General features: G+C 44.4%; 17 protein-coding genes. 12 read left to right on the top strand and 5 right to left on the bottom strand.

The genetic code is table 11. The features are described 5' to 3' along the window. The first annotated feature begins 285 nt into the window (after nucleotides 1–285). The 4 genes from P5V12_RS17085 to P5V12_RS17070 are packed head-to-tail and all read left to right on the top strand — an operon-like array spanning nucleotide 286 to nucleotide 5,497. The gene (locus P5V12_RS17085; RefSeq protein WP_316954305.1) at nucleotides 286–1,833 is read left to right on the top strand and encodes an amino acid adenylation domain-containing protein; all 1,548 of its coding nucleotides are present in this window, start codon (nucleotides 286–288) and stop codon (nucleotides 1,831–1,833) included. After that, entirely contained in the window at nucleotides 1,826–3,103 is a 1,278-nt protein-coding gene (locus P5V12_RS17080) for a hypothetical protein (RefSeq protein WP_316954304.1), read from the top strand. The genes P5V12_RS17085 and P5V12_RS17080 overlap by 8 nt, the downstream gene beginning before the upstream one ends. Then, nucleotides 3,103–3,888, top strand: coding sequence for an enoyl-CoA hydratase-related protein (locus P5V12_RS17075; RefSeq protein WP_316954303.1), 786 nt, complete (start codon nucleotides 3,103–3,105; stop codon nucleotides 3,886–3,888). Before P5V12_RS17080 ends, P5V12_RS17075 begins: the two co-directional genes overlap by 1 nt. Next, nucleotides 3,872–5,497: a 2-isopropylmalate synthase gene (locus P5V12_RS17070; RefSeq protein WP_316954302.1), complete on the top strand. Its 1,626-nt coding sequence runs from the start codon at nucleotides 3,872–3,874 to the stop codon at nucleotides 5,495–5,497. The genes P5V12_RS17075 and P5V12_RS17070 overlap by 17 nt, the downstream gene beginning before the upstream one ends. Before the next feature lie 14 nt (nucleotides 5,498–5,511). Here P5V12_RS17070 and P5V12_RS17065 read toward each other — a convergent pair whose 3' ends face one another. The 5 genes from P5V12_RS17065 to P5V12_RS17045 all read right to left on the bottom strand — a co-directional run bounded on the left by P5V12_RS17065 (nucleotide 5,512) and on the right by P5V12_RS17045 (nucleotide 8,835). Then, on the bottom strand, nucleotides 5,512–5,871 hold the full coding sequence (locus P5V12_RS17065; protein WP_316954301.1) for a hypothetical protein: 360 nt from the start codon (nucleotides 5,869–5,871) through the stop codon (nucleotides 5,512–5,514). A gap of 104 nt (nucleotides 5,872–5,975) precedes the next feature. Beyond that, the gene (locus P5V12_RS17060; RefSeq protein WP_316954300.1) at nucleotides 5,976–6,668 is read right to left on the bottom strand and encodes a DUF4386 domain-containing protein; all 693 of its coding nucleotides are present in this window, start codon (nucleotides 6,666–6,668) and stop codon (nucleotides 5,976–5,978) included. Between the two features lie 243 nt (nucleotides 6,669–6,911). After that, nucleotides 6,912–7,421, bottom strand: a complete 510-nt coding sequence (locus P5V12_RS17055) for a PEP-CTERM sorting domain-containing protein (RefSeq protein ID WP_316954299.1) — start codon at nucleotides 7,419–7,421, stop codon at nucleotides 6,912–6,914. Nucleotides 7,422–7,634: 213 nt separating this feature from the next. Next, nucleotides 7,635–7,940: a hypothetical protein gene (locus P5V12_RS17050; RefSeq protein ID WP_316954298.1), complete on the bottom strand. Its 306-nt coding sequence runs from the start codon at nucleotides 7,938–7,940 to the stop codon at nucleotides 7,635–7,637. A 22-nt stretch (nucleotides 7,941–7,962) separates the two neighbouring features. Continuing rightward, complete coding sequence (locus P5V12_RS17045) at nucleotides 7,963–8,835, bottom strand: hypothetical protein (protein WP_316954297.1); 873 nt, start codon at nucleotides 8,833–8,835, stop codon at nucleotides 7,963–7,965. A gap of 207 nt (nucleotides 8,836–9,042) precedes the next feature. Between P5V12_RS17045 and P5V12_RS17040 the strand changes: the two genes are divergently transcribed. The 8 genes from P5V12_RS17040 (at nucleotide 9,043) to P5V12_RS17005 (ending at nucleotide 19,210) form a co-directional block, all read left to right on the top strand. Then, nucleotides 9,043–9,606, top strand: coding sequence for a TetR/AcrR family transcriptional regulator (locus P5V12_RS17040; protein ID WP_316954296.1), 564 nt, complete (start codon nucleotides 9,043–9,045; stop codon nucleotides 9,604–9,606). A 29-nt stretch (nucleotides 9,607–9,635) separates the two neighbouring features. Continuing rightward, a complete protein-coding gene (locus P5V12_RS17035; protein WP_316954295.1) occupies nucleotides 9,636–9,941 on the top strand; it encodes a hypothetical protein in 306 nt (101 codons plus the stop codon). Next, nucleotides 9,934–10,542, top strand: coding sequence for a DNA-3-methyladenine glycosylase I (locus P5V12_RS17030; RefSeq protein ID WP_316954294.1), 609 nt, complete (start codon nucleotides 9,934–9,936; stop codon nucleotides 10,540–10,542). The genes P5V12_RS17035 and P5V12_RS17030 overlap by 8 nt, the downstream gene beginning before the upstream one ends. A 111-nt stretch (nucleotides 10,543–10,653) precedes the next feature. Then, the gene (locus tag P5V12_RS17025; RefSeq protein WP_316954293.1) at nucleotides 10,654–12,963 is read left to right on the top strand and encodes a glycoside hydrolase family 20 protein; all 2,310 of its coding nucleotides are present in this window, start codon (nucleotides 10,654–10,656) and stop codon (nucleotides 12,961–12,963) included. Next, a complete protein-coding gene (locus tag P5V12_RS17020; protein ID WP_316954292.1) occupies nucleotides 12,964–13,536 on the top strand; it encodes an RNA polymerase sigma factor in 573 nt (190 codons plus the stop codon). Nucleotides 13,537–13,568: 32 nt separating this feature from the next. Next, on the top strand, nucleotides 13,569–14,618 hold the full coding sequence (locus P5V12_RS17015; RefSeq protein WP_316954291.1) for a FecR family protein: 1,050 nt from the start codon (nucleotides 13,569–13,571) through the stop codon (nucleotides 14,616–14,618). 55 nt (nucleotides 14,619–14,673) lie between these two features. After that, nucleotides 14,674–17,484 (top strand): TonB-dependent receptor, encoded by a 2,811-nt coding sequence (locus P5V12_RS17010; RefSeq protein WP_316954290.1) that lies wholly within the window; start codon nucleotides 14,674–14,676, stop codon nucleotides 17,482–17,484. 667 nt (nucleotides 17,485–18,151) lie between these two features. Next, entirely contained in the window at nucleotides 18,152–19,210 is a 1,059-nt protein-coding gene (locus tag P5V12_RS17005) for a carbonic anhydrase family protein (protein ID WP_316954289.1), read from the top strand. The last annotated feature ends 244 nt before the right edge of the window (nucleotides 19,211–19,454 follow it).

Here is a 19,454-nt window from a genome sequence, read left to right as displayed (position 1 = left end):
AAAATACAGGCTTATAAATGATGCTTTCGAATTTTATGCGAACATTATTTTTAAATGGATTCTTTAAACCGTAAAAAATAAACTATTTTTTACATTTTTTTCCGATTTGTTATTGCTTAATTTGTGCAGGGTTGCACAATTTTTTGACGTACTATTTTTTAAATTTTCGCGAAAAACTGATTTTTAACATTATTTATAGAAATATGAATATTTCGTTATAAATAAGTGATTTTTTCACGCGCTTTCCTAACCATTATGAATCCTCCGTAACAAGGAGTGACTCATATGGCTACTTTAGTACAGTCTTTGCCAGTGCAAGGTAAAGAATCATTATTTTTTCAATTGGGTTTCGCTCAACAACAAGCATTACCGATTGAACACTTAGAGCATGCGTTCTCAAATTTTGTCCGACTTCAACCAGAACGAATAGCAATTCGGCATTTAAACCAAAGCATTTCATATCGTGACCTGGATGAGAAAGCAACCAGGCTGGCGGTGTATTTACAGCAGCAAGGTGTGAGCGCTGGTGAAAGGGTAGGTGTTTTCCTGCATCGGGGCATCCCTATGGTGATTGCCATGCTGGCCTGCTTTAAGCTCGGTGCAACCTATGTCCCGCAACACGCAAAAGTTGCTCCGCTTTCTCAGCTGGATTATGTCATTAAAACATCGGGTATACGTTGGGTTGTCACCATTGATGAGTACATGGACAAACTTGCGGAGCTGGATGTTAACAGGCTTAATTTATCGGAATTTAATTATCAAACACTTGTGGGAGAGGTCCTGGTCAAGCCCCTGGTACATGGTGGTGATACCGCATTTATTTTATTTACCTCTGGCACAACCGGTGACCCCAATGGCGTGGCGGTATCCCATAAAAATGTAGCGAATATTATTTTACTTGCACCGGGAAACCTCGCGATTAAACCTGGGGTGAAGGTCAGTCAGATATTATCTATTGCCTTTGATATGGCGGCCTGGGAAATCTGGGGGTGTTTGTGTAATGGGGGCGAACTCATTATTCGTGGCGCCTCGATTCAGGAAGCCTGCGAGCAGGCTAATGTGATTATTGCCACACCGTCTATTTTGTCATCGCTCAATACCAGCAAGTTAACCCAGGTAAAACGCGCGATCGTGGCAGGGGAACCTTGTCCAAGATCGTTAGCTGAACGCTGGCATAGCTTCTGTGATTTTTATAATTCCTGCGGGCCAACCGAAACCACCATCGTCAACACCGTTGCGAAATTTGATCCGAAAAAACCGTTAAGCATTGGCAAGCCCACACCCAATAATACCGTTTATATTCTTGATGACGAGTTATCTCCTTTGCCAATTGGCGAGGTAGGTATTATGTGGGCCGGCGGTGACTGCGTAACACAGGGCTATATAAATAACCCGGAACTCAATGCCTTTCGCTATCGCGATGACCCTTATCACCCCGGCAAAAAAATGTTTCGTACCGGTGATCTCGGACGCTGGAATGAATACGGTGAACTGGAACATTTAGGACGGGTTGACGATCAGGTAAAAGTGAAAGGGTTCCGGATTGAACTCGATGCAGTAGCAAAACAAATCGAATCCTTAAACGGCGTAAAACGCGCCGTAGTGATTAAATATAACTCGCAGCATATGGTGGGGTTCTATTTAGGCGAACAGCAGCAAGCTAATACCATTAAATGCGTGATAGAAACCAAATTACCCTATTACTGTGTACCGACGGTCACGGTTCAATTAGAAGCCTTTCCCTACACCAATCGCGGCAAAATCGACAAGCGTGCATTACTTGCTTTCGCCAAAGAACATTACAGCAAGAAACTGGAGGTGGAGCATGAATAGTTCTGCCCTGGTTCTTCCCTCCTCGGTTTCCTGGCGTAAGTTAGGTAGCCATCACCGGTTTGAACATTATTATCGCCTGGCGTTATTGGTTGTTATTACCAATGTCATGTTTTTTTTAAAGCAAACACATATAACTTCCGACTGGTTAAATTTCCTGGCAATAGTGAATATCAGTATTGCCATACTGGTTCGACAGCAATATGTGATCAACCTGTTTTTTAATCTTGCTACTTGCACAAAAACCTATTTGCCTTTGGTAATCCGGTGGCGCTTGGGCAAGGTGTATCATTTTGGTGGGCTGCATGTTGGTGCTGCAATTTCAGGTACGGCATTTTTTCTGCTCTTTACGCTTAGTCTAAGTCAAACTGCCTGGCAGGAAGGGGAAGTATCGCGGCAACTGATATTGTGTTGGATGGCAATCATGTTATTACTTTCCATGATTGTAACAGCTACGCCTTACATTCGCGGTCGCTACCATAATGTATTTGAACGCACCCATCGCTTTGCGGGCTGGACATTGTTGGGTATTTTTATTGCTCTACAAATAGTTAAACAAATACATAGTCCAACGGTTTGGTATTTGGATGTCAGTAACTGGCTGGTTGCCTGCGTTGCATTCTCTATTCTTTTACCCTGGTTACGACTTAAAAAAGTGCCGGTCGATATAGAAAAACATTCGAACCATGCGGTAATTGCCAAATTCGATTACGGCATGACGCCTTTCCCCGGTTCGTCCATGGCAATCTCCCATAACCCGCTTTGGGAGTGGCACAGTTTCGCAACCATTCCCTCACCGAATAAAACCGGTTTTCGTTTGGCCATCTCCCGCGCCGGTGACTGGACCGGTGATTTTGTCGATAACCCTCCCAAGCATGTTTGGGTGAAAGGTATCGCTACGGCCGGTGTGGCGAATATTGAAGTGTTATTTAAACGGGTTATCTATGTAGCAACAGGTTCAGGTATTGGCCCGGTATTGCCGCATCTGTTAGCCAAGCAAGTGGATATGCATTTAATCTGGACGACTCGTTCTCCCAGAGCCACCTACGGTGACAATCTGGTGGATGAAATTCTTCAGGCCGAACCCAGTGCATTAATTTATAACACCGATGAACTGGGTAAACCCGATATGGTAAGTCTGGCTCTAGATGCTTACCAAAACTACAACGCAGAAGCGGTGATTGTGATTAGCAACCAAAAACTCACCCGCAAAGTGGTGTACGAACTGGAATGCATGGGCATCCCTTCCTTCGGCGCAATATGGGATTCGTAATGATGATTGAGATAGAAATTATTGAACGCGTGGTGGTGGTGCGTTTGGCAAGGCCGAATGCGCTAAATGCTTTATCACAGGATATGCTCGAACATATTCTGGCAAGCCTGGTGCCTCTGGACAGTAATCCCAATATTGGTTGCTTTTTAATAACCGGAGATCAACGAGCGTTTGCAGCGGGTGCGGATATTAAAGAAATGCATCAAAAAAGTTACGACGATATGTTGCACACCGATTATTTTTCCCGTTGGGAACAATTCAGCCAATTACGCACACCGAAAATTGCTGCGGTACAAGGTTTTGCCTTGGGTGGCGGCTGCGAATTGGCGATGATGTGCGATTTAATTTATGCCGCCGAAGACGCGACCTTTGCTCAGCCGGAAATTACTTTAGGGGTTATGCCGGGAATTGGAGGCACGCAACGGCTCACTCGTTTGGTGGGCAAAAGCAAAGCTATGGAGTTAATTCTTACCGGCCGGCGCATCGACGCCTACGAAGCTGAACGTATTGGCCTGGTCAGTCGAGTGTTTGCTAACGAACAACTCTGGCAACAAAGCCTGAGTATCGCGCAAACCATTGCCAGCTATTCCAAGTCTGCCACCATGATGGCCAAGGAAGCCGTGAATCACGCAGAAGATATGTCTCTGGGGGAAGGCCTGCGTTTTGAGCGGCGACTCTTTCACGCACTATTTGCCACCGCCAATCAAAAGGAAGGCATGTCGGCATTTATTGAGAAACGTCCGGCCAATTTTGTTAATGGAGATCGACATGTTGAATCACACTAAATATCAACGACCACAACACTTTTCATTTTCGCAACGAACCTGGCCTGGAGAAATTGCGCGCCAGGCGCCTCGTTGGTGCTCTGTGGATTTGCGGGATGGTAATCAGGCATTGGTTGAACCGATGACGGTTGAACAGAAGTTTGATTTGTTTTTTCTGCTCGTGGACATTGGCTTTAAAGACATCGAAATCGGTTTTCCCTCTGCATCGCAAATTGATTACGATTTTGCCCGACAATTAATTGAAGGCAATCATATACCTGACGATGTTTGTGTTCAGGTGTTGGTGCAGGCGCGGGAAGAGTTAATTGCTAAAACCTTTGCCGCACTTGAGGGGGCGAAGCAAGCCATTGTGCATGTGTATAACTCCACTTCGCCTTTGCAGCGGCAACGCGTGTTCAATAAAACCGAAGAAGAAATAACGCAATTGGCGGTGCAGGGGGCGCAATGGTTGGTGGACTACGCCAATATCTATCCCAATACCCAATGGCATTTTCAATACAGCCCGGAAAGTTTTTCCCAAACGGAAATGCCCTTTGCATTGTCTGTGTGCAATGCGGTACTTGATGTTTTTCAACCGAATAAAAAGCGGCGAGTCATTATTAATTTACCGGCTACGGTGGAAGCCACTGGCCCTCACGAATTTGCTGATCAAGTGGAATATATTTCCAGCGGGTTAAATCATCGTAATACAGTGGAGCTGTGCGTGCACACCCATAATGATCGCGGTTGTGCCGTTGCCGCAGCAGAACTGGCGTGCCTCGCCGGAGCCGACCGGGTGGAAGGAACCTTATTTGGGAATGGCGAACGTACCGGCAATATGGATGTGATTAGTCTGGCCATGAATTATTACAGTCATGGTATTGATCCACTGTTAGATCTGAGTCAGGTCGAACGAATGGCAGAGGTGTATCAACGTTGCTGCAATATGCCGATATCGCCACGGCACCCCTGGGTAGGTGAATTGGTCTACACCGCATTTTCCGGCAGTCATCAGGATGCCATCAAAAAGACAATGTCCCTACAACAACAGGACGAACCCTGGCAAGTGGCGTATTTACCGATAGATCCAAAAGACTTGGGGCGAGACTACCAAGCCATTATTCAAGTCAACTCACAATCTGGTAAAGGTGGCATCAGTTGGTTATTACAAAAACACTTTGGTATCGAATTGCCGCGCAATATGTTGATTGAATTCAGTCAAAAAGTACAAGCCTATACGGATGCTAATCAGGGCGTAGTGGATAAAGACATACTGTGGTATTTGCTCAATCAACACTACTTTGCGCAAGACTGGGTCATTGAGCATCTCAACCTGCAAAATATTAATGGTAAAGAACAACTTACTGTTCACGGTTCCCATAATAACCAGGCGTTTGTTATTAGCCAGCAGGGCGAAGGGGTATTAAATACTTGGCTAGATGCATTGCAGAGGAAGTGGCAGCGAGAGGTGGAAGTCATTCTGTTAAAACAATATTCGCAAAATCGAGGTAATCAAAGCCAGGCCGTAGCGGTAATAGAGGCGTTGGTAAACGGAGAACCCCGCTATGCATTGGGCATGGATAAAGATACCGCAAAAGCACCGTTATTGGCGGCTTGTGCGTTGGTGTAGATATTACCTAAAGCCTAGACGGGCGGGCTTATCATATCCTTGATACCCACTTTTGTTCCACAGTAGATACATTTTATATGTCTGGGTGAAATTTTCCGTGAGCAACCCGGACATGTATCTACTTTGGCCAGCTTGCCGTCCTTGCGGCCATCTCTTAGATCAATTTCTTCGATTTTCTTTAGCAACATGGATTTGTTAAATCCGATTTCTTCCATTAATTCACACATTGCCAGACAAACCAGTGAAAGCTGATCGATCTGTTCCTGCAGATCGTTGATACTGGCGCGGTTGGTGGTTGATATGGCGTTAGCTTTGTCGGCTTCTTTATGAACTTTTTTAACATAGAAGTTTTGAAAAAAATCGTAGATATCCATGCTTTCTCCATTCGAATTTATATCGTATAGCAGTATACGGTTTGGGGACCGTATTTTGCTAATACGGCATATTTTTTCATAGCCTGGGTGGCTACCCAGAATGATTAACTTGTGTATATGCTTCTTCGAAAGCCATTCTTCTGGAATAGCAACCAAAAACAAAAATAGAGTTCTGCCGCAAGCGCAATAATATAAAAAGGCTGAAATGTTTCGCTGTAGCCAGGCGTTAAAAAGCGAATGCTTGAGCCCATAAAATAGGTTATCGCTGCGGCGATTAATGCCCAGCCAAGAAGTTTGGCCGATGAAGTATAACGGATAAAAATCCGCCCTAACGCCATATTGGTTATGGCAAAAAACAGTAAACCGAAATCATAACCGTAGCTGTGCATGTTTAGTAAAAACAGTGCGTAGTTATTGCGCTGATCTGTCTCTAGTGCTTGCAGTTCAACTGTTTGTGTGATTAGAAGATAGGCACCATAAAAACACAGTAAACTAACAGCGATAATGCCTGCCTGAATTAAGCGAAATAAGGTTGCGATTAAAGTTAGGGTTTTTGCTTTAGAACCGAGTAGTTGATACAGTACGACGGCAAGCGCAATATCACATAGAAGCATAATGGTGTCAGTGGCAAACCCCAGTCGAAATAATCCGGTATGCTGCAAAATATTCTGAGCTGTGAGATTGGCATCATTATAGGCAATCAGGTTCAGACGAGCGCCTACCTCTGCAAATAAACCACATAGAATAATAATCAGGTATAAGCTGCCGGCTAGCCTACTGTGTACTTGTGTGTTCATGTTTATTTGGGACTGATCCAGTTTGTTGTATGGATATTATAGTGGGTAAAACTGTTCTTCACGCTTGAACGCTATTCAGTATGGGTGAATATGAAAGAGACGTTGTCAATATATTACGCCGAAGATCTGTAGCTGACATTTACATAGGTAAATGCGTATTGTAAATACGGGTTTCGCTGGGGTGGAGGGGGTGTGATGTGGAAGCAGACTTTAGCCCGTGAGGCCAAAGTCTGTAAGCGTTATTTATTTGTTAATCTTTCTTCTGATGCCTAGACCAAGCAGTCCCAGAGATAGCAATATGAGTGAAGAGGGTTCCGGCACAGTTACTTCAGCAATGGAAATATTTGTCGTCCACCAAAGTCCATCATCTTCAAGGGTGGTATACCCAAAGCTGAACCCATGTAGAGTTTGTGGATCAAAATAGAACCAGAAATCATCCGTTCCCTGGGCTTGGATTGACCAAGCATTCCCGTCCCCCCCAATCATTGCATCCAGTGTAGGATCGATAATAAAGCTGACATCTACGTCCTCCAATCGATATTCCTTATTTTTAATCGTCAGATCGAAAGAATGTAAATTGAAGTAGGTATAGAAATCCGTCTCATAGCTCATTGACCCACTTATGCCGGATATTGGGGCATCGATATCAAAATCTATGGCTTCAAATAAAATGGCGGTTGCATAACTGCTGCTGGCAATAAAACTGAGTGATATCAGTGTGCATGCCAGTATTCCTTTAAAAAACTTATTCATCTCAATTCTCCTTTAGAGTCCTTGTTCCGTGTTTGAGTGAAACACAGCGTTATATTACCAATTAACTTCTCGGCTTAGAAAAGAATTTTTAGTTTATATTGCAATGTGTCTTTCTTTTTTCTTCAGATTAACGGATTGGGTGATTGTCCTATTTTGCAAATTAAATGCTGTTTGGTTGTTATAGGCGACAGATATCGCCTAAAAAATGGCGATTTACTTGGGATCGTATTGCACAACTTTACAATAGTTGCCAGTCGCATTAATGTCGACATAAACAGTTGCGTTAGTCTTCCCTTGCAAGTACATGGCGAGAGCCACGGCTATCATGGTTTTGTTTTCTTCTGGAATAAGCATCCAGTTAGTGGTTTGAGTGCAACCTGAGGGTTTGCCTGTGTCCATAATAATGAGGAGACCTTGCCCAATACTGGTGATATTAATAATTTTCCCTGTGTTATTTGTGACATCCGAGTAGGTGTTTAGTGATAGTAAAAATAAAAAAGTTGCTAGGAGAGTTTTCATATCTGTTCCCTGTGATTTTGGATTAAATTTCATCTTTTAGGTAAATCGCTTTGGCCTTTAATGCTTCGATAAATTTCTTATCGCCTTCCTTTTCCACAGAAAGCGCAATCTGAATCCAGGCATCGGGTTCATAAGAGTGGATTTTGTAGACACTGTCCGTGATGGAGTCTCCAGCCTGAATGAGTTCAATATCTGTCACATCGGTATGGTATATCTGATAAACAGCCAGTTCATCGTTTTCGTCGGGCAGGTAGAGTATGACTCTGTCATCAGTGAGAATCGTACCGCCTTCCAGAACGGAGAAAAGCCCGTCGGAGTAAAAGTAGGAAACATTATCGTTCCAGCCAACGACATTCTTTTCTATTAATTCGACTTTTTGGTGTTGTGGCGTCTCTTCCCAGGTTTTCACCTCGTCATGTGGGAACACGCCCATCATCGCGAGCATACCAATTGTGGCGAAGATAAGAAATATCGAGGCAATGGGAGTGGCGATAAAATAAATCCATCGAAACGATGGCTTTTTATCCGGGTGTTCGAGCAGCTCAAGCTTGTGGTAAACGAAAGCACCGTATATCGCCTTGCCGTAAAAATAGAGGAATATCAGAGAAAATAAGATTCCTGGGGCGCGTTGTAGCTCCAGGGCGATAATGATCTTGGCGAGGATAAAATAGATGAAGAGAATAATTCCTGCGGCGCGGGACTTCTTATACATGCCGAAAGCGCAGGAAAAAATAAGGAAAATATCCAGCAATATCCAAGGGTCGCCAAACATACTTAGTTCGCTTTCCACTTGGGTGAAGTAAAAAAATAGAAAGAAAGTTGTTGTGATACAGCCACTAATACAGGCGGCAATAGCGCCCTGGCGGGTGGCTTTAATGGCTTCTTCTTTATCCACGGCGGTGTCCTGTCTGAATGTTCCCTGATCACTACAATGCTGCTTTAACTTCGGATAATAATACAAACCTCCACCCAGAGTAAGGTCTATCTCTTTCTGAAGGTTTATGTATGCGCCTCTCCGTCCCTTGACGGGTTAGGATTGCTGTCCTAATATTGGCTTTCTAGGGCGACTGTCCTAGTGGTTGTGTCAGTTAATGAGGTTGTTATGTTGAAATTAACCACGCGGGAGAGAATTGTTCAGGCTGCGGATGCGTTGTTTTATGAGCGGGGTTTTGAGTATACCTCTTTTTCGCATATTGCGGATAAGGTAAATATTTCCCGTGGTAACTTTTACCATCACTTTAAAACTAAAGATGAGATCTTGACGGCGGTTATTGAGTACCGGATGGATAAAACCGAACGTATGCTGGAGGAATGGGAATCTGAAGGTGATACTCCGCTTGATCGAATCCGTTGCTTTATCGAAATTCTGATTCGTAATCAGGCAAAAATAAAACTGCACGGTTGTCCGGTGGGAACATTGTCTTCGGAGTTGGCTAAACTAAGCCACTCTGCTCAAGAGCAGGCAAATGAAATTTTTACTCTTTTTCGCGTCTGGTTACGCAAACAGTTTACTTTGCTGGGGCATAAGAAAAAAGCGGATGCATTGGCCATGCATGTGTTGGCTCGCAGTCAAGGTGTGGCGACCTTAGCGAATGCATTTCATGATGAAAAATTTATTCGTTATGAAGTGGATGAGCTATTGGATTGGTTGCAGGCATATGTCTGAAACCACAATTATTCTTTACAGGAGGGCATATGTTTATTGTATTACTGAAATTTTCGACCAATAAAAGCCAGGCGAAAGAGGCGATGGAGGCACATAATGCCTGGATAAAACAGGGCATGGATGATGGGGTATTTATTTCTGTCGGCAGTTTGTTGCCTGGTTTGGGCGGCGGTATTCTGGCCATCAATACCAGTTTGGTAGATTTACAGGCGCGGGTAAATCAGGACCCGTTTGTGGAGCAGGATATTGTCAGTGCGGAAATCATTGACTATCAGCCGGTTAAAGTTGACCCCAGGTTGGAATTCCTTCTGCATGATCAGGTGATTTATGAGTAATATCGTTTCTGGCCCAGATGGAAAACCCCGGTGCGCCTGGTGTCAGACTGTCGATGCCTTTTTTCCCTATCATGATTGTGAGTGGGGCTTTCCGGTTGAGGATGATATTCGTTTGTTTGAGAAAATCTGCCTGGAAGGATTTCAGTCCGGTTTAAGCTGGCGAACGATTTTGGATAAACGGGAAAATTTTCGTCAGGCATTTCATCATTTTGATTTTCATCGGGTCGCCAAATTTACTCAGCGGGATGTGAATCGTTTATTAAAAAACGAAGGCATTATTCGCCATCGAGGAAAAATAGAAGCCACCATTAATAACGCAAAATGTGCGATACAGATGGTGGAAAATGAAGGGTCTTTAGCGGCGTTTTTCTGGTCTTACGAGCCAAACGAAAAAAAACTGCCTCCGCCGCAAAGTCAGACGACCTCCGTGGAATCCGTTGCGTTATCGAAAGAATTAAAAAAACGCGGCTGGAAGTTTGTTGGGCCGACGACCGTATATTCGTTTATGCAGGCTATGGGTTTGATCAATGATCATGTGGAAGGTTGCGTAACACGGAAACAGGTGGCCAAGGCGCGTAAGCAATTCTCGCGTCCAGCATGATTAAGCGTAGGAAGAAAGCATTTGGCCCTTTTCTGGTAATTTTTTCTCCCAATTTTGAGGTTGGAATCGTTATATAGGCGATAGTATGAATTTTTTGAGACCCGTCAGCCTATGTTTTATTCGAGATTCAAATTCCGTTACCTTCTTTTCGCTGCACTTTGTCTGCAATTCTCCGCTGTTAACAGCTTTTCGACACCTGTCGATGACCTGGGATTAATCCCTCAGCCCCAATCGATTGTTGTTAAAGACGGGGAGTTTAGGCTGACTCGTCACAGTCAGTTGTTCGCTGACAGTACAAAAAGCGCAGAAGTTGCCGAGCAATTTGCCCAGCGCATACGCCGGGTAACGGGTTATCTACTTCCCGTTCATATAGGCAAAAAGCCGGCTGAAAGCGGAATTACGTTTACCTTAAGTGCAAAAGCAGCAAAAGGGGACGGTTACCGAATCGATTCTAAAGCGCAGGGCATTCATTTAAGCGCGGCGACAGAAACCGGCCTGTTTTATGCCGGGCAAAGCTTGCGACAAATGTTCGATAGTGAAATAGAGCACCAGGCACCAATTAATAAAGCCTATTGGGCGTTACCCTTGGTGGATATTCAGGATCAACCGCGTTTTGAATACCGTGGTATGCATTTGGATGTCGCCCGTCATTTTTTTACCGTGGACGAAGTAAAAAAATACATCGATTTAATTGCTCTGCATAAGATGAATTATTTGCATCTGCACCTCACTGATGATCAGGGCTGGCGCATCGAAATTAAACAATACCCCCTGCTAACCGAAGTCGGCGGAACGCGGGCAAAAACCATATCCGGTCATACTTATGATTACCAACCTTTATATGACAATAAACCGGTTTCTGGTTTTTATACCCAGCAAGAGCTAAAAGACTTAATCCAGTATGCGGCACAACGCCATATTACTATCGTGCCCGAGATTGATGTGCCGGGTCATGCTACGGCGATTTTGGCCGCGTACCCGGAACTGGGGTGCCACGATAAAACCTACGAAGTGGAATCTCACTTTGGCATTTTCACACCCATACTTTGTCCGAAGGAAGAAACCTTTGCCTTTCTCGAAAATGTATTTGCGGAAGTGGCTGTGCTTTTCCCTGGGCCATATATTCATTTAGGTGGTGATGAGGCGGTTAAGGATGACTGGAAAAACTGTGCTTTTTGTCAGCAGTTAATGCAGGAACAGGGTATTAAAACCTATGAGGAACTGCAGGCATATTTTATTGGTCGAGTGGATCGCATGATCACTAAGCTGGGTAAGCAGTCCATCGGTTGGGATGAAATTCTGCAAGGTAACGAACGCTCCCAGGCCATTGTCATGTCCTGGACTGGCATCGAAGGCGGAGTGAAAGCGGCCAAGCAAAAACGCAAAGTTATTATGTCGCCCTACGCATGGGTGTATTTCGATCATTATCAGTCACGCAATTTGAATGAGCCTAAAGCGATTCATGGACTCACGCCCCTGAAAAAAGTCTATGACTATGAACCGGTGCCGCAGGAGTTATCCGCCCGCGAAGCCAAGTGGGTTATCGGTGCTTCCGGCGCGCTGTGGACGGAGTATGTGAAACAGTATTCGCAAGCCGAATATATGGTGGTGCCACGTATTTCTGCATTGGCCGAAGTGCTGTGGACACCGAAAAAATTAAAACGCTGGAGCAGCTTTAATCACCGGTTGGTTAAGCACTTCAAGCGTTTGGATGAGCTGGGCGTAAACGCTTCGCGCAGTGGCTATAATGTGTATAGCAGTAGCCGCGTGCTGGACGACGGTCAAATAGAAGTGGTGTTAGCCACAGACAGCCAATTTCATGATATTCGTTACACCCTTGATGGCAAAGCGCCCTCAGTGCTTTCCAGTGTGTATCAGAAACCGATTGTATTGAGCAAGCCGGTCGAGATTCGAGCGATAGCGCAAGACAAAATGACCGGGCACAGTTTTGGCGATTTTCGCTTAACCGTTACCCCGCATAAAGCCTTAGGGAAAACGCTGACCTTTGTATCCGAACCGGAGGCCGGAGGTATCTCTGCATTGCAAGATGGCCTTATGGCATATGACCAGCATTACAATGTGTTGGATTGGGGTGTTTTTTACGGCGTCGATATGGTGGCGAATATCGACTTGGAAAAAGTGACGGATATTAATCGTATCCAGTTTGGTTTGGATGCAGGCCGCCATCGTCAATTGCATCCACCCAAAGCGATCACTATTGAAGTGTCCGGGGATAATCAAACGTGGCAAACCATTACCCGAGTGGATAACAGTGATGATCATATAGGGCCGTTATTTGATGCATCCTATCGGGAGGTTAAAGCGCGTTATCTGCGTATTCATGTGCAGAACAGAAATAATTCAACCGACCCACAAATACCAAAATTACCGCTGTATATCGATGAAATCGTAGTGCAATAAATGAGTAAAAAAAATCTATATCAACAGCCGGCAGCGAACGAGGAAGCGCAATATTCCTCTTCTGTTGTTCGCTCGCAAATTAATATTTCGCAACTCTATACAGACTTTCATCAAAAGCTGTTGTCCCATGTTGTGAAAAAGGGGCTGACTTACGCCGAGGCGGAAGAAGTGGTGCAGGAAGCATTTGTGCGTTTGTTGAAGCTGGATAACAAAGATGTGACCAGCTATATCCAGGCGTACCTATATCGCATCGCCACCAACCTGACCATCGATCGTTTGCGTCGTCATGCGATCAGCCCGGAAGTACAAGCCAATGCGGATGTATCGGAAGACTATATGGATTTCTCCTCGTCGCCGGAAACCAAAGTCAAATACCGGAAGCTACTGGAAAAAATGTCCGATGTGATCGAGACATTGCCAGAGAAATGTCAGCTTGCCTTTTTACTCTACAAAGTAAAAGGCATGGAATACAAAGAGATAGCCGCACATATGAACCTCACCGAAAGTATGGTGAGAAAACATGTACTGCGTGTTGTGCGACATTGTTATGACCGAATGAAAGATGACCTGTAAAGACTAATCGTCGTAGGTGTAGTAAAGAAAAAATGAACGTATCAAAGAATTCTCCCGAAGTGGAAGAACAACAAATTATTGATGAAGCCTCCGAATGGTTGCTGCGTCTGGATGAAGATGCCACAAATCATTGGGATGCGTGGCAGCTTTGGATGGAAAAAGACGACCGCCACCCGGTTGTATTCCACAAGATGATGAAAATGTGGGGTATGGCATCGGATCTGGACGAGGCCTTAATTCAGCGTTTGGAAAGTAAAAATGAACGCAACAATGTGGTCAATCTGACCGACGTAGAAACACCACCGCGTTTTTCCGGGCGTTGGTTTGCTTTGGCTGCGAGCGTGTTGCTGGCAGTGGCCATTCCGCTTGTCTGGTTACAGCAAAAACCCGAGCCGAAATTGGTCAAAAACGACCCTGTAATCCAAAGCTACCATACTCAGGTTGCCGAGCATTCCCGTATTCAATTGGACGATGGTTCGGTGGTGCAACTGGGGGCGAACTCGGTGATGGAGGTGATGTTTTCCGCGCTGGAGCGACACATCTTTTTACACAGTGGTGAAGCGCTGTTTACCGTGGCGAAAGACCCAAAACGTCCTTTTATTGTTGAATCCGAGCAGCGTGCCGTGCGTGCCATAGGCACTATTTTTAATATCAACTTAAACCAAAATGAGATGGAAGTGGTGGTGGTTGAAGGAATTGTTCGGGTGGAGTCGGAAAAAGTGAAGGAAGAACTCAGTGGTTTGCCGCAGGTAAAGCGCCTGTATCAGGGTGACTCTATCGTTATTGATGTAACTGGAAAACTCGGGGATGTAGCAAAAGTGGACCCCATAGAAAAAATTCGTTGGCAGGATGGCTATTTCTCCTACCTGGATCAACCTCTGGGTAAAGTGGTTGGTGATTTAAACCGTTATTCAGAAGAAAAAATCATTTTGGATAGTGGTGCCTCTGCGTTTCTCTATACCGGCAGTGTTTATAATGATCGCATTCAAGACTGGTTAAATGCGTTAACCGAAATATACCCTATTCGCGTGACGCATATTGGCAATAAGTTCATCGTGAAGATACAAGAGAATAAAGGTTAAAGGTGGACTCGTATTTAATGACTTAAACGAGTTGTACCCGCCCCTTACAGGTAGCATGCGTCAGAGTGTTCCGATTACAACAAAAATAAAAATGATCTTGCATACCGGGGTCATGCTGTATGCATCTTGCGCCCTGAATTTGAGTGTTGTCCGCCCTGCACAAGCAGAAGAAAAACCGGAGCAGCGGGTTGAGGCAAAATATTATTTTTCCTTAGCACCGCAGGGAATCGATTCGGCATTGATCGAAGTCGCCAATCAATTAAAGCTTCAGTTGGTGATGGAAGGCGGGCGTTATGCTCGCCATCAGATTGATGTAATTGAAGGTCATTACACATCGGAAGAAATTCTGCAAAAAATCCTGCAAGGCAGTGGCTATCGTTTTCGTATCCTGAAACAAAGCACACTTATTGTGACGCCCGAGAATGACAAAACAACCGCCCGCAACGATTTACGCCTGGAAGAGTTAATTGTTACTGGAACCGGGAACTACAACACGTCCAAACTGGATTCGGCAATCTCCATTACCTCGGTAAACCGCCACACCCTGGCTCAGGAATCGATAGTGGGGCTGGCGGGAACGTTACAGTTAATTCCCGGTATTTGGGTTGAGGACTCTGGTGGCGAAGCCAATAACAATGTTTCTCCCAGAGGGCTGCGAGGGGGCGATGGTTTTCGTTCGATAGGGGTGCAGGAGGATGGTTTACCGGTAGTCTACGATGGTGTGTGGGTAGACTATTTTTATCGGGAAGATTTATCGTTAGAAAAAATTGAAGCCGTGCGCGGCGGTACCAGTGGCATATTTACCGTGAATGGCCCTGCGGCATTAATCAATTACATCAGCCGTACACCGGAAGATGAATTTTCCGGTGATATCCGTATTCGTTTGGCGACATACAATTATCAGCGCTTGGATGCCTTTCTCACTGGGCCGGTAAATACTTCCCTTCTCAATGGTTGGAACTATTCACTGTCAACATTCTATCGACTTTCCGATGGCATACGCGAAACGGGTTTTACTGCGGATAAAGGTGGACAGGTGAACCTCAAATTAATGAGGGAGTTTGATAGTTCCGCGATAACCCTGAGTGCGAGATATTTAAACGATATCACCAGCTTTTATACGCCTATCCCTTTAACCAATCCCAACAACCCCACCTCGGTAGCATCGTTCGATGCAAACTACGATACCTTACTCAGTCAGGATCTGGAGCATCTACATTTTTTGTCTTCCGATGGTGAATACCGAGAGCGAAGTTTACAAGAGGGAACCCGAACCAAGTTTGGGTCTGTTGCCGCTTTTATACAAACTTCGCTGAATGATCAGGTTACCTTGAGTAATCACTACCGCTATTCCAATTTATATAATCGCCTTTATACCACGGCACTTAATGGCGGTAATGAAACCATCATGGAAGCCGAAGAACGTTTACATCAATCGGATGTGTTGGCTATGTTAACCGAGTACTCAGACTTGGGCGCGACAAGAGCGGAATATCGCTATGCCTCCTCCGGTGAGCGAGTGGTTAACCCGGCAAAAATCAATGGCAACGGCTTGGTCACTGAGTCGCACACGTTATATTCCAAATATCAGCAGCAACAACACATTAATGATTTTCGGATTATTTTTGACTCTTCCCCGCTGCATATTACCGGGGGAGTGTTATACGTTGAAAACCAGTATGACGACTTGCCACTGGACCAATGGGAAGGGCGCTTACTGATTGATGTGCAAAACAATCCTAATCGGTTAGACATTGTTGCTGTGGATGATGCGGGCAACAAGGTGGGCTCACTGACGGATAATGGCTTTTTAAGTTACACCGGGTTTTCCAATTCAACCGGTAAAGGGCAGTCTCGTTCTATTTCCACCTACCTCAGTACGGAATATCAATTGAATGACCGCTGGCGAATTGATATGGGGTTACGTTACGAATATTTAACACTGACCTCGGACGCAGAGACCGATAGCTTAATAACGGTGGCGAACGCGTATGATGAAAATGGCAATGACCGGGATACTGTTCTTGCCAATAATCAGGTCTTAGAAGGCAGTGGCTTTTTCTTTCACAGGAAAAACAGTTACGACGATGTGAGTGCGACATTGGGTATGAACTATCGGGTAAGCGACAGTTTTTCTTTCTTTTCCCGTTATGCGGACTCGTTTGAAATGCCCAGGTTAATGGATTTTGGTCGTACTATTTCCGGGGCGGACTATGTGGATACCGTACCCGAAAATATCAGCTTTGGTGAGGTGGTGGATTTTCGTTTTGCTGAACTCGGTGGTCGATACAACATAAACGGTTTTGGTTTAAGTACCATTTTATTTCACACCTATTATTCCTCACAACAGTTTAGCCTATACGAAAATACCCGTCGTGAAGTGGAAATGGATACCGAAGCCAAAGGGGTGGAGCTGGAAGCAACCTGGCGACCTAAGCCTTCAATTTCCTTTGACCTTATTGGCGTGTGGCAGGACGCGATTTTTTCCGGGATTTCTTCCGACGCACCGGAATCGGTTTTTAATGGCAATACCATTACCAGAACGCCCAAGTTTCAATTACGGCTGGCTCCGAGAGTACATTTCAATGACGGAAGTATCTACTTCAATTTCCATTATGTCGGTACGCGCTATTCGGATATCGCCAATGAATTTAAATTGCCGGATTACCATACGCTGGATTTGGGAATGGACTTGCACCTAACCGGTAAAACAACCTTGACCTTAAAAGGCAACAATATATTTAATACTGTTGGCTTGACGGAAGGGAATCATCGTTCAAGTGGTGCCGAAACCGAACGGGATGTCTATTACGCACGGCCAATTTATGGTCGTTACTTCAGCGCAACGCTGCAGGTTTCTTTCTAGTTTATTTTCTAACCCTGAGTAAGAAACTGCATTTAGTGGTTCTTGCTATAGCAAATTCTTTCAAGCTTCCTTTAAAAAACACATTGGCTTTTTTATTATTATCGATAAAGTAAATCGAAAATAAAACATACGTATGAAATAAGGCTAGGTTTTACATTTTAAGAAGATGTAAAAATATATCGTTTTATTTGCCGTTGCTAATGGTAAGTTTGGCGGGCTGGTATTTCTGTGGTGTATCTTGTAATAATTCTCATTAAGCTTCTCGGTGTTTTTTGCCTCAAACGTTTTTCAATGGTCAAATATTCCAAATAAATTTTCATTTTTCCGTTTATTTAATTGTTTTTTGTTTGATCTCATAAAGTGAGTGTTTGTCATTTTTTGGTAACTTTTGCTAAAGAATTTGCGTGATTTTTCTTTTTTAAAAAAATAGACGGAAACAAAAACTGTTTCACTTTATGTACATTTTTCGGTTGATTGTTTCAGGTCGAATCCAGTTAAATTAGCGCGCCGCTACTGGGGCGGTTCTGTGTGAGTGAAAACCTTGTCGCTCATATATCGTGTGGAAATTCAGACGGCCTTTGATTGTATTGGGAAATGAAGAAGTTCAACTCTTTATTTATATCCGGGTTTCCTACATCTACATCTTGCTACACTCAAGGAAAAAATAATGAATATAAAATATCTAATCGGCACGCTAGCACTGTCTGCTTTTGCGTTTAACGCCAATGCAGCAACAAACTGGGGATACGATGGCCAAGCAAATGTCATCACACCAGAAAACTGGGCGTTAGTAGACTCAAATTGTGGATTGAGCGCGCAATCGCCTATCAATATTGAAACGGCATCCGTTGTTGCTGGCGATGCTTATGTGGTTCCTTTTTACAAAGCTGATGATGTAAGCGCAGACAATAATGGTCACACCGTAAACGTCAACACCAAGCGTTATGTTGATTATAATCACGGCATATACCGTCTTGAGCAATTTCACTTTCATACCAAAAGTGAACATACCGTGGACGGTATTCGCTACGATATGGAAATGCATTTCGTAAACAAGAAGTACGACCACGGAGTTTTGGTCGATGCGACCGTAATTGGTTTGCTTATACAAGAAGGTACTGAAAACGCTCAGTTGGCGAATATCTTCAGTCATCTGCCTGATGCACACGAAGCGGGTGCGATTCTAAATGCAAACCTGGAAAACCTTCTTCCTTTAGACAGAACGGCTTACCACTACCGTGGATCGCTAACAACTCCAGGTTGTAACGAAATCGTGAATTGGTTTGTTCTAACCACGCCAATCGAAATGTCTGCAGCACAAATTGACGCGTTCAGAGATTTGTTCCAGGAAAATGGTGTTCGTTATGACACATACCGACCTGTTCAACCTTTGAATGGTCGTACTGTCAGTTACGGTTTGGTTGAAAAGCCAAGTTCTTCCAGCTCTTCAAGCAGCAGCTCATCCAGCTCCTCTTCTAGTAGCTCATCTTCTTCCAGCAGCTCATCTAGTTCGAGTGGTGGTGCGAGCACTTGTGCCGACGCGGGTGTGAACCCGGCTTCTGTAAATGCCTACCCTAACTGGCCACAAGGCGATTGGCAGGGTAACCCAAGCCACGCAACAAGCGGTGATTTGATGTCCTACAACAATGCGGTTTATAAAGCGCTTTGGTGGACTCAGTCTATCCCTGGAAGCGATCAATCCTGGAGCTTCGTCTGTAACTTCTAATTGATTCTCTGTGAGGCAGCGCCTGCTGCCTCATGTCCTTCCTTCGAAAGATCCGTTGAATGCTCAAGTGTTCAGCGGGTCAATTAAGCAGAATCCCTCCTTTATATCGCTGTCTTCAGTCAGTTCATAATTCCTGCTAAAAAATTCTGAATTTACCAGTGACATTTTTTTTGTGGAATGCATTTGTTTGCATACCGTTTAATAATTACATATGGACAAAACACGAAAAATAAAATGTGTAATT

This window comes from Teredinibacter sp. KSP-S5-2, assembly GCF_032773895.1.
Taxonomy (GTDB): Bacteria; Pseudomonadota; Gammaproteobacteria; order Pseudomonadales; family Cellvibrionaceae.
Note: the sequence above shows the minus strand (reverse complement) of the source record. Positions and strands in the feature narration are given on the sequence as shown.

What these genes read in the sequence shown, in the direction of transcription:
- P5V12_RS17040 (WP_316954296.1), top strand. Translation starts at nt 9,043, where the DNA reads ATGTTGAAATTAACCACGCGGGAGAGAATTGTTCAGGCTGCGGATGCG.
- P5V12_RS17030 (WP_316954294.1), top strand. Translation starts at nt 9,934, where the DNA reads ATGAGTAATATCGTTTCTGGCCCAGATGGAAAACCCCGGTGCGCCTGG.
- P5V12_RS17020 (WP_316954292.1), top strand. Translation starts at nt 12,964, where the DNA reads ATGAGTAAAAAAAATCTATATCAACAGCCGGCAGCGAACGAGGAAGCG.
- P5V12_RS17005 (WP_316954289.1), top strand. Translation starts at nt 18,152, where the DNA reads ATGAATATAAAATATCTAATCGGCACGCTAGCACTGTCTGCTTTTGCG.
- P5V12_RS17060 (WP_316954300.1), bottom strand. Translation starts at nt 6,668, where the DNA reads ATGAACACACAAGTACACAGTAGGCTAGCCGGCAGCTTATACCTGATT.
- P5V12_RS17065 (WP_316954301.1), bottom strand. Translation starts at nt 5,871, where the DNA reads ATGGATATCTACGATTTTTTTCAAAACTTCTATGTTAAAAAAGTTCAT.
- P5V12_RS17075 (WP_316954303.1), top strand. Translation starts at nt 3,103, where the DNA reads ATGATGATTGAGATAGAAATTATTGAACGCGTGGTGGTGGTGCGTTTG.
- P5V12_RS17035 (WP_316954295.1), top strand. Translation starts at nt 9,636, where the DNA reads ATGTTTATTGTATTACTGAAATTTTCGACCAATAAAAGCCAGGCGAAA.
- P5V12_RS17085 (WP_316954305.1), top strand. Translation starts at nt 286, where the DNA reads ATGGCTACTTTAGTACAGTCTTTGCCAGTGCAAGGTAAAGAATCATTA.
- P5V12_RS17010 (WP_316954290.1), top strand. Translation starts at nt 14,674, where the DNA reads ATGCGTCAGAGTGTTCCGATTACAACAAAAATAAAAATGATCTTGCAT.
- P5V12_RS17080 (WP_316954304.1), top strand. Translation starts at nt 1,826, where the DNA reads ATGAATAGTTCTGCCCTGGTTCTTCCCTCCTCGGTTTCCTGGCGTAAG.
- P5V12_RS17025 (WP_316954293.1), top strand. Translation starts at nt 10,654, where the DNA reads ATGTTTTATTCGAGATTCAAATTCCGTTACCTTCTTTTCGCTGCACTT.
- P5V12_RS17055 (WP_316954299.1), bottom strand. Translation starts at nt 7,421, where the DNA reads ATGAATAAGTTTTTTAAAGGAATACTGGCATGCACACTGATATCACTC.
- P5V12_RS17050 (WP_316954298.1), bottom strand. Translation starts at nt 7,940, where the DNA reads ATGAAAACTCTCCTAGCAACTTTTTTATTTTTACTATCACTAAACACC.
- P5V12_RS17015 (WP_316954291.1), top strand. Translation starts at nt 13,569, where the DNA reads ATGAACGTATCAAAGAATTCTCCCGAAGTGGAAGAACAACAAATTATT.
- P5V12_RS17070 (WP_316954302.1), top strand. Translation starts at nt 3,872, where the DNA reads ATGTTGAATCACACTAAATATCAACGACCACAACACTTTTCATTTTCG.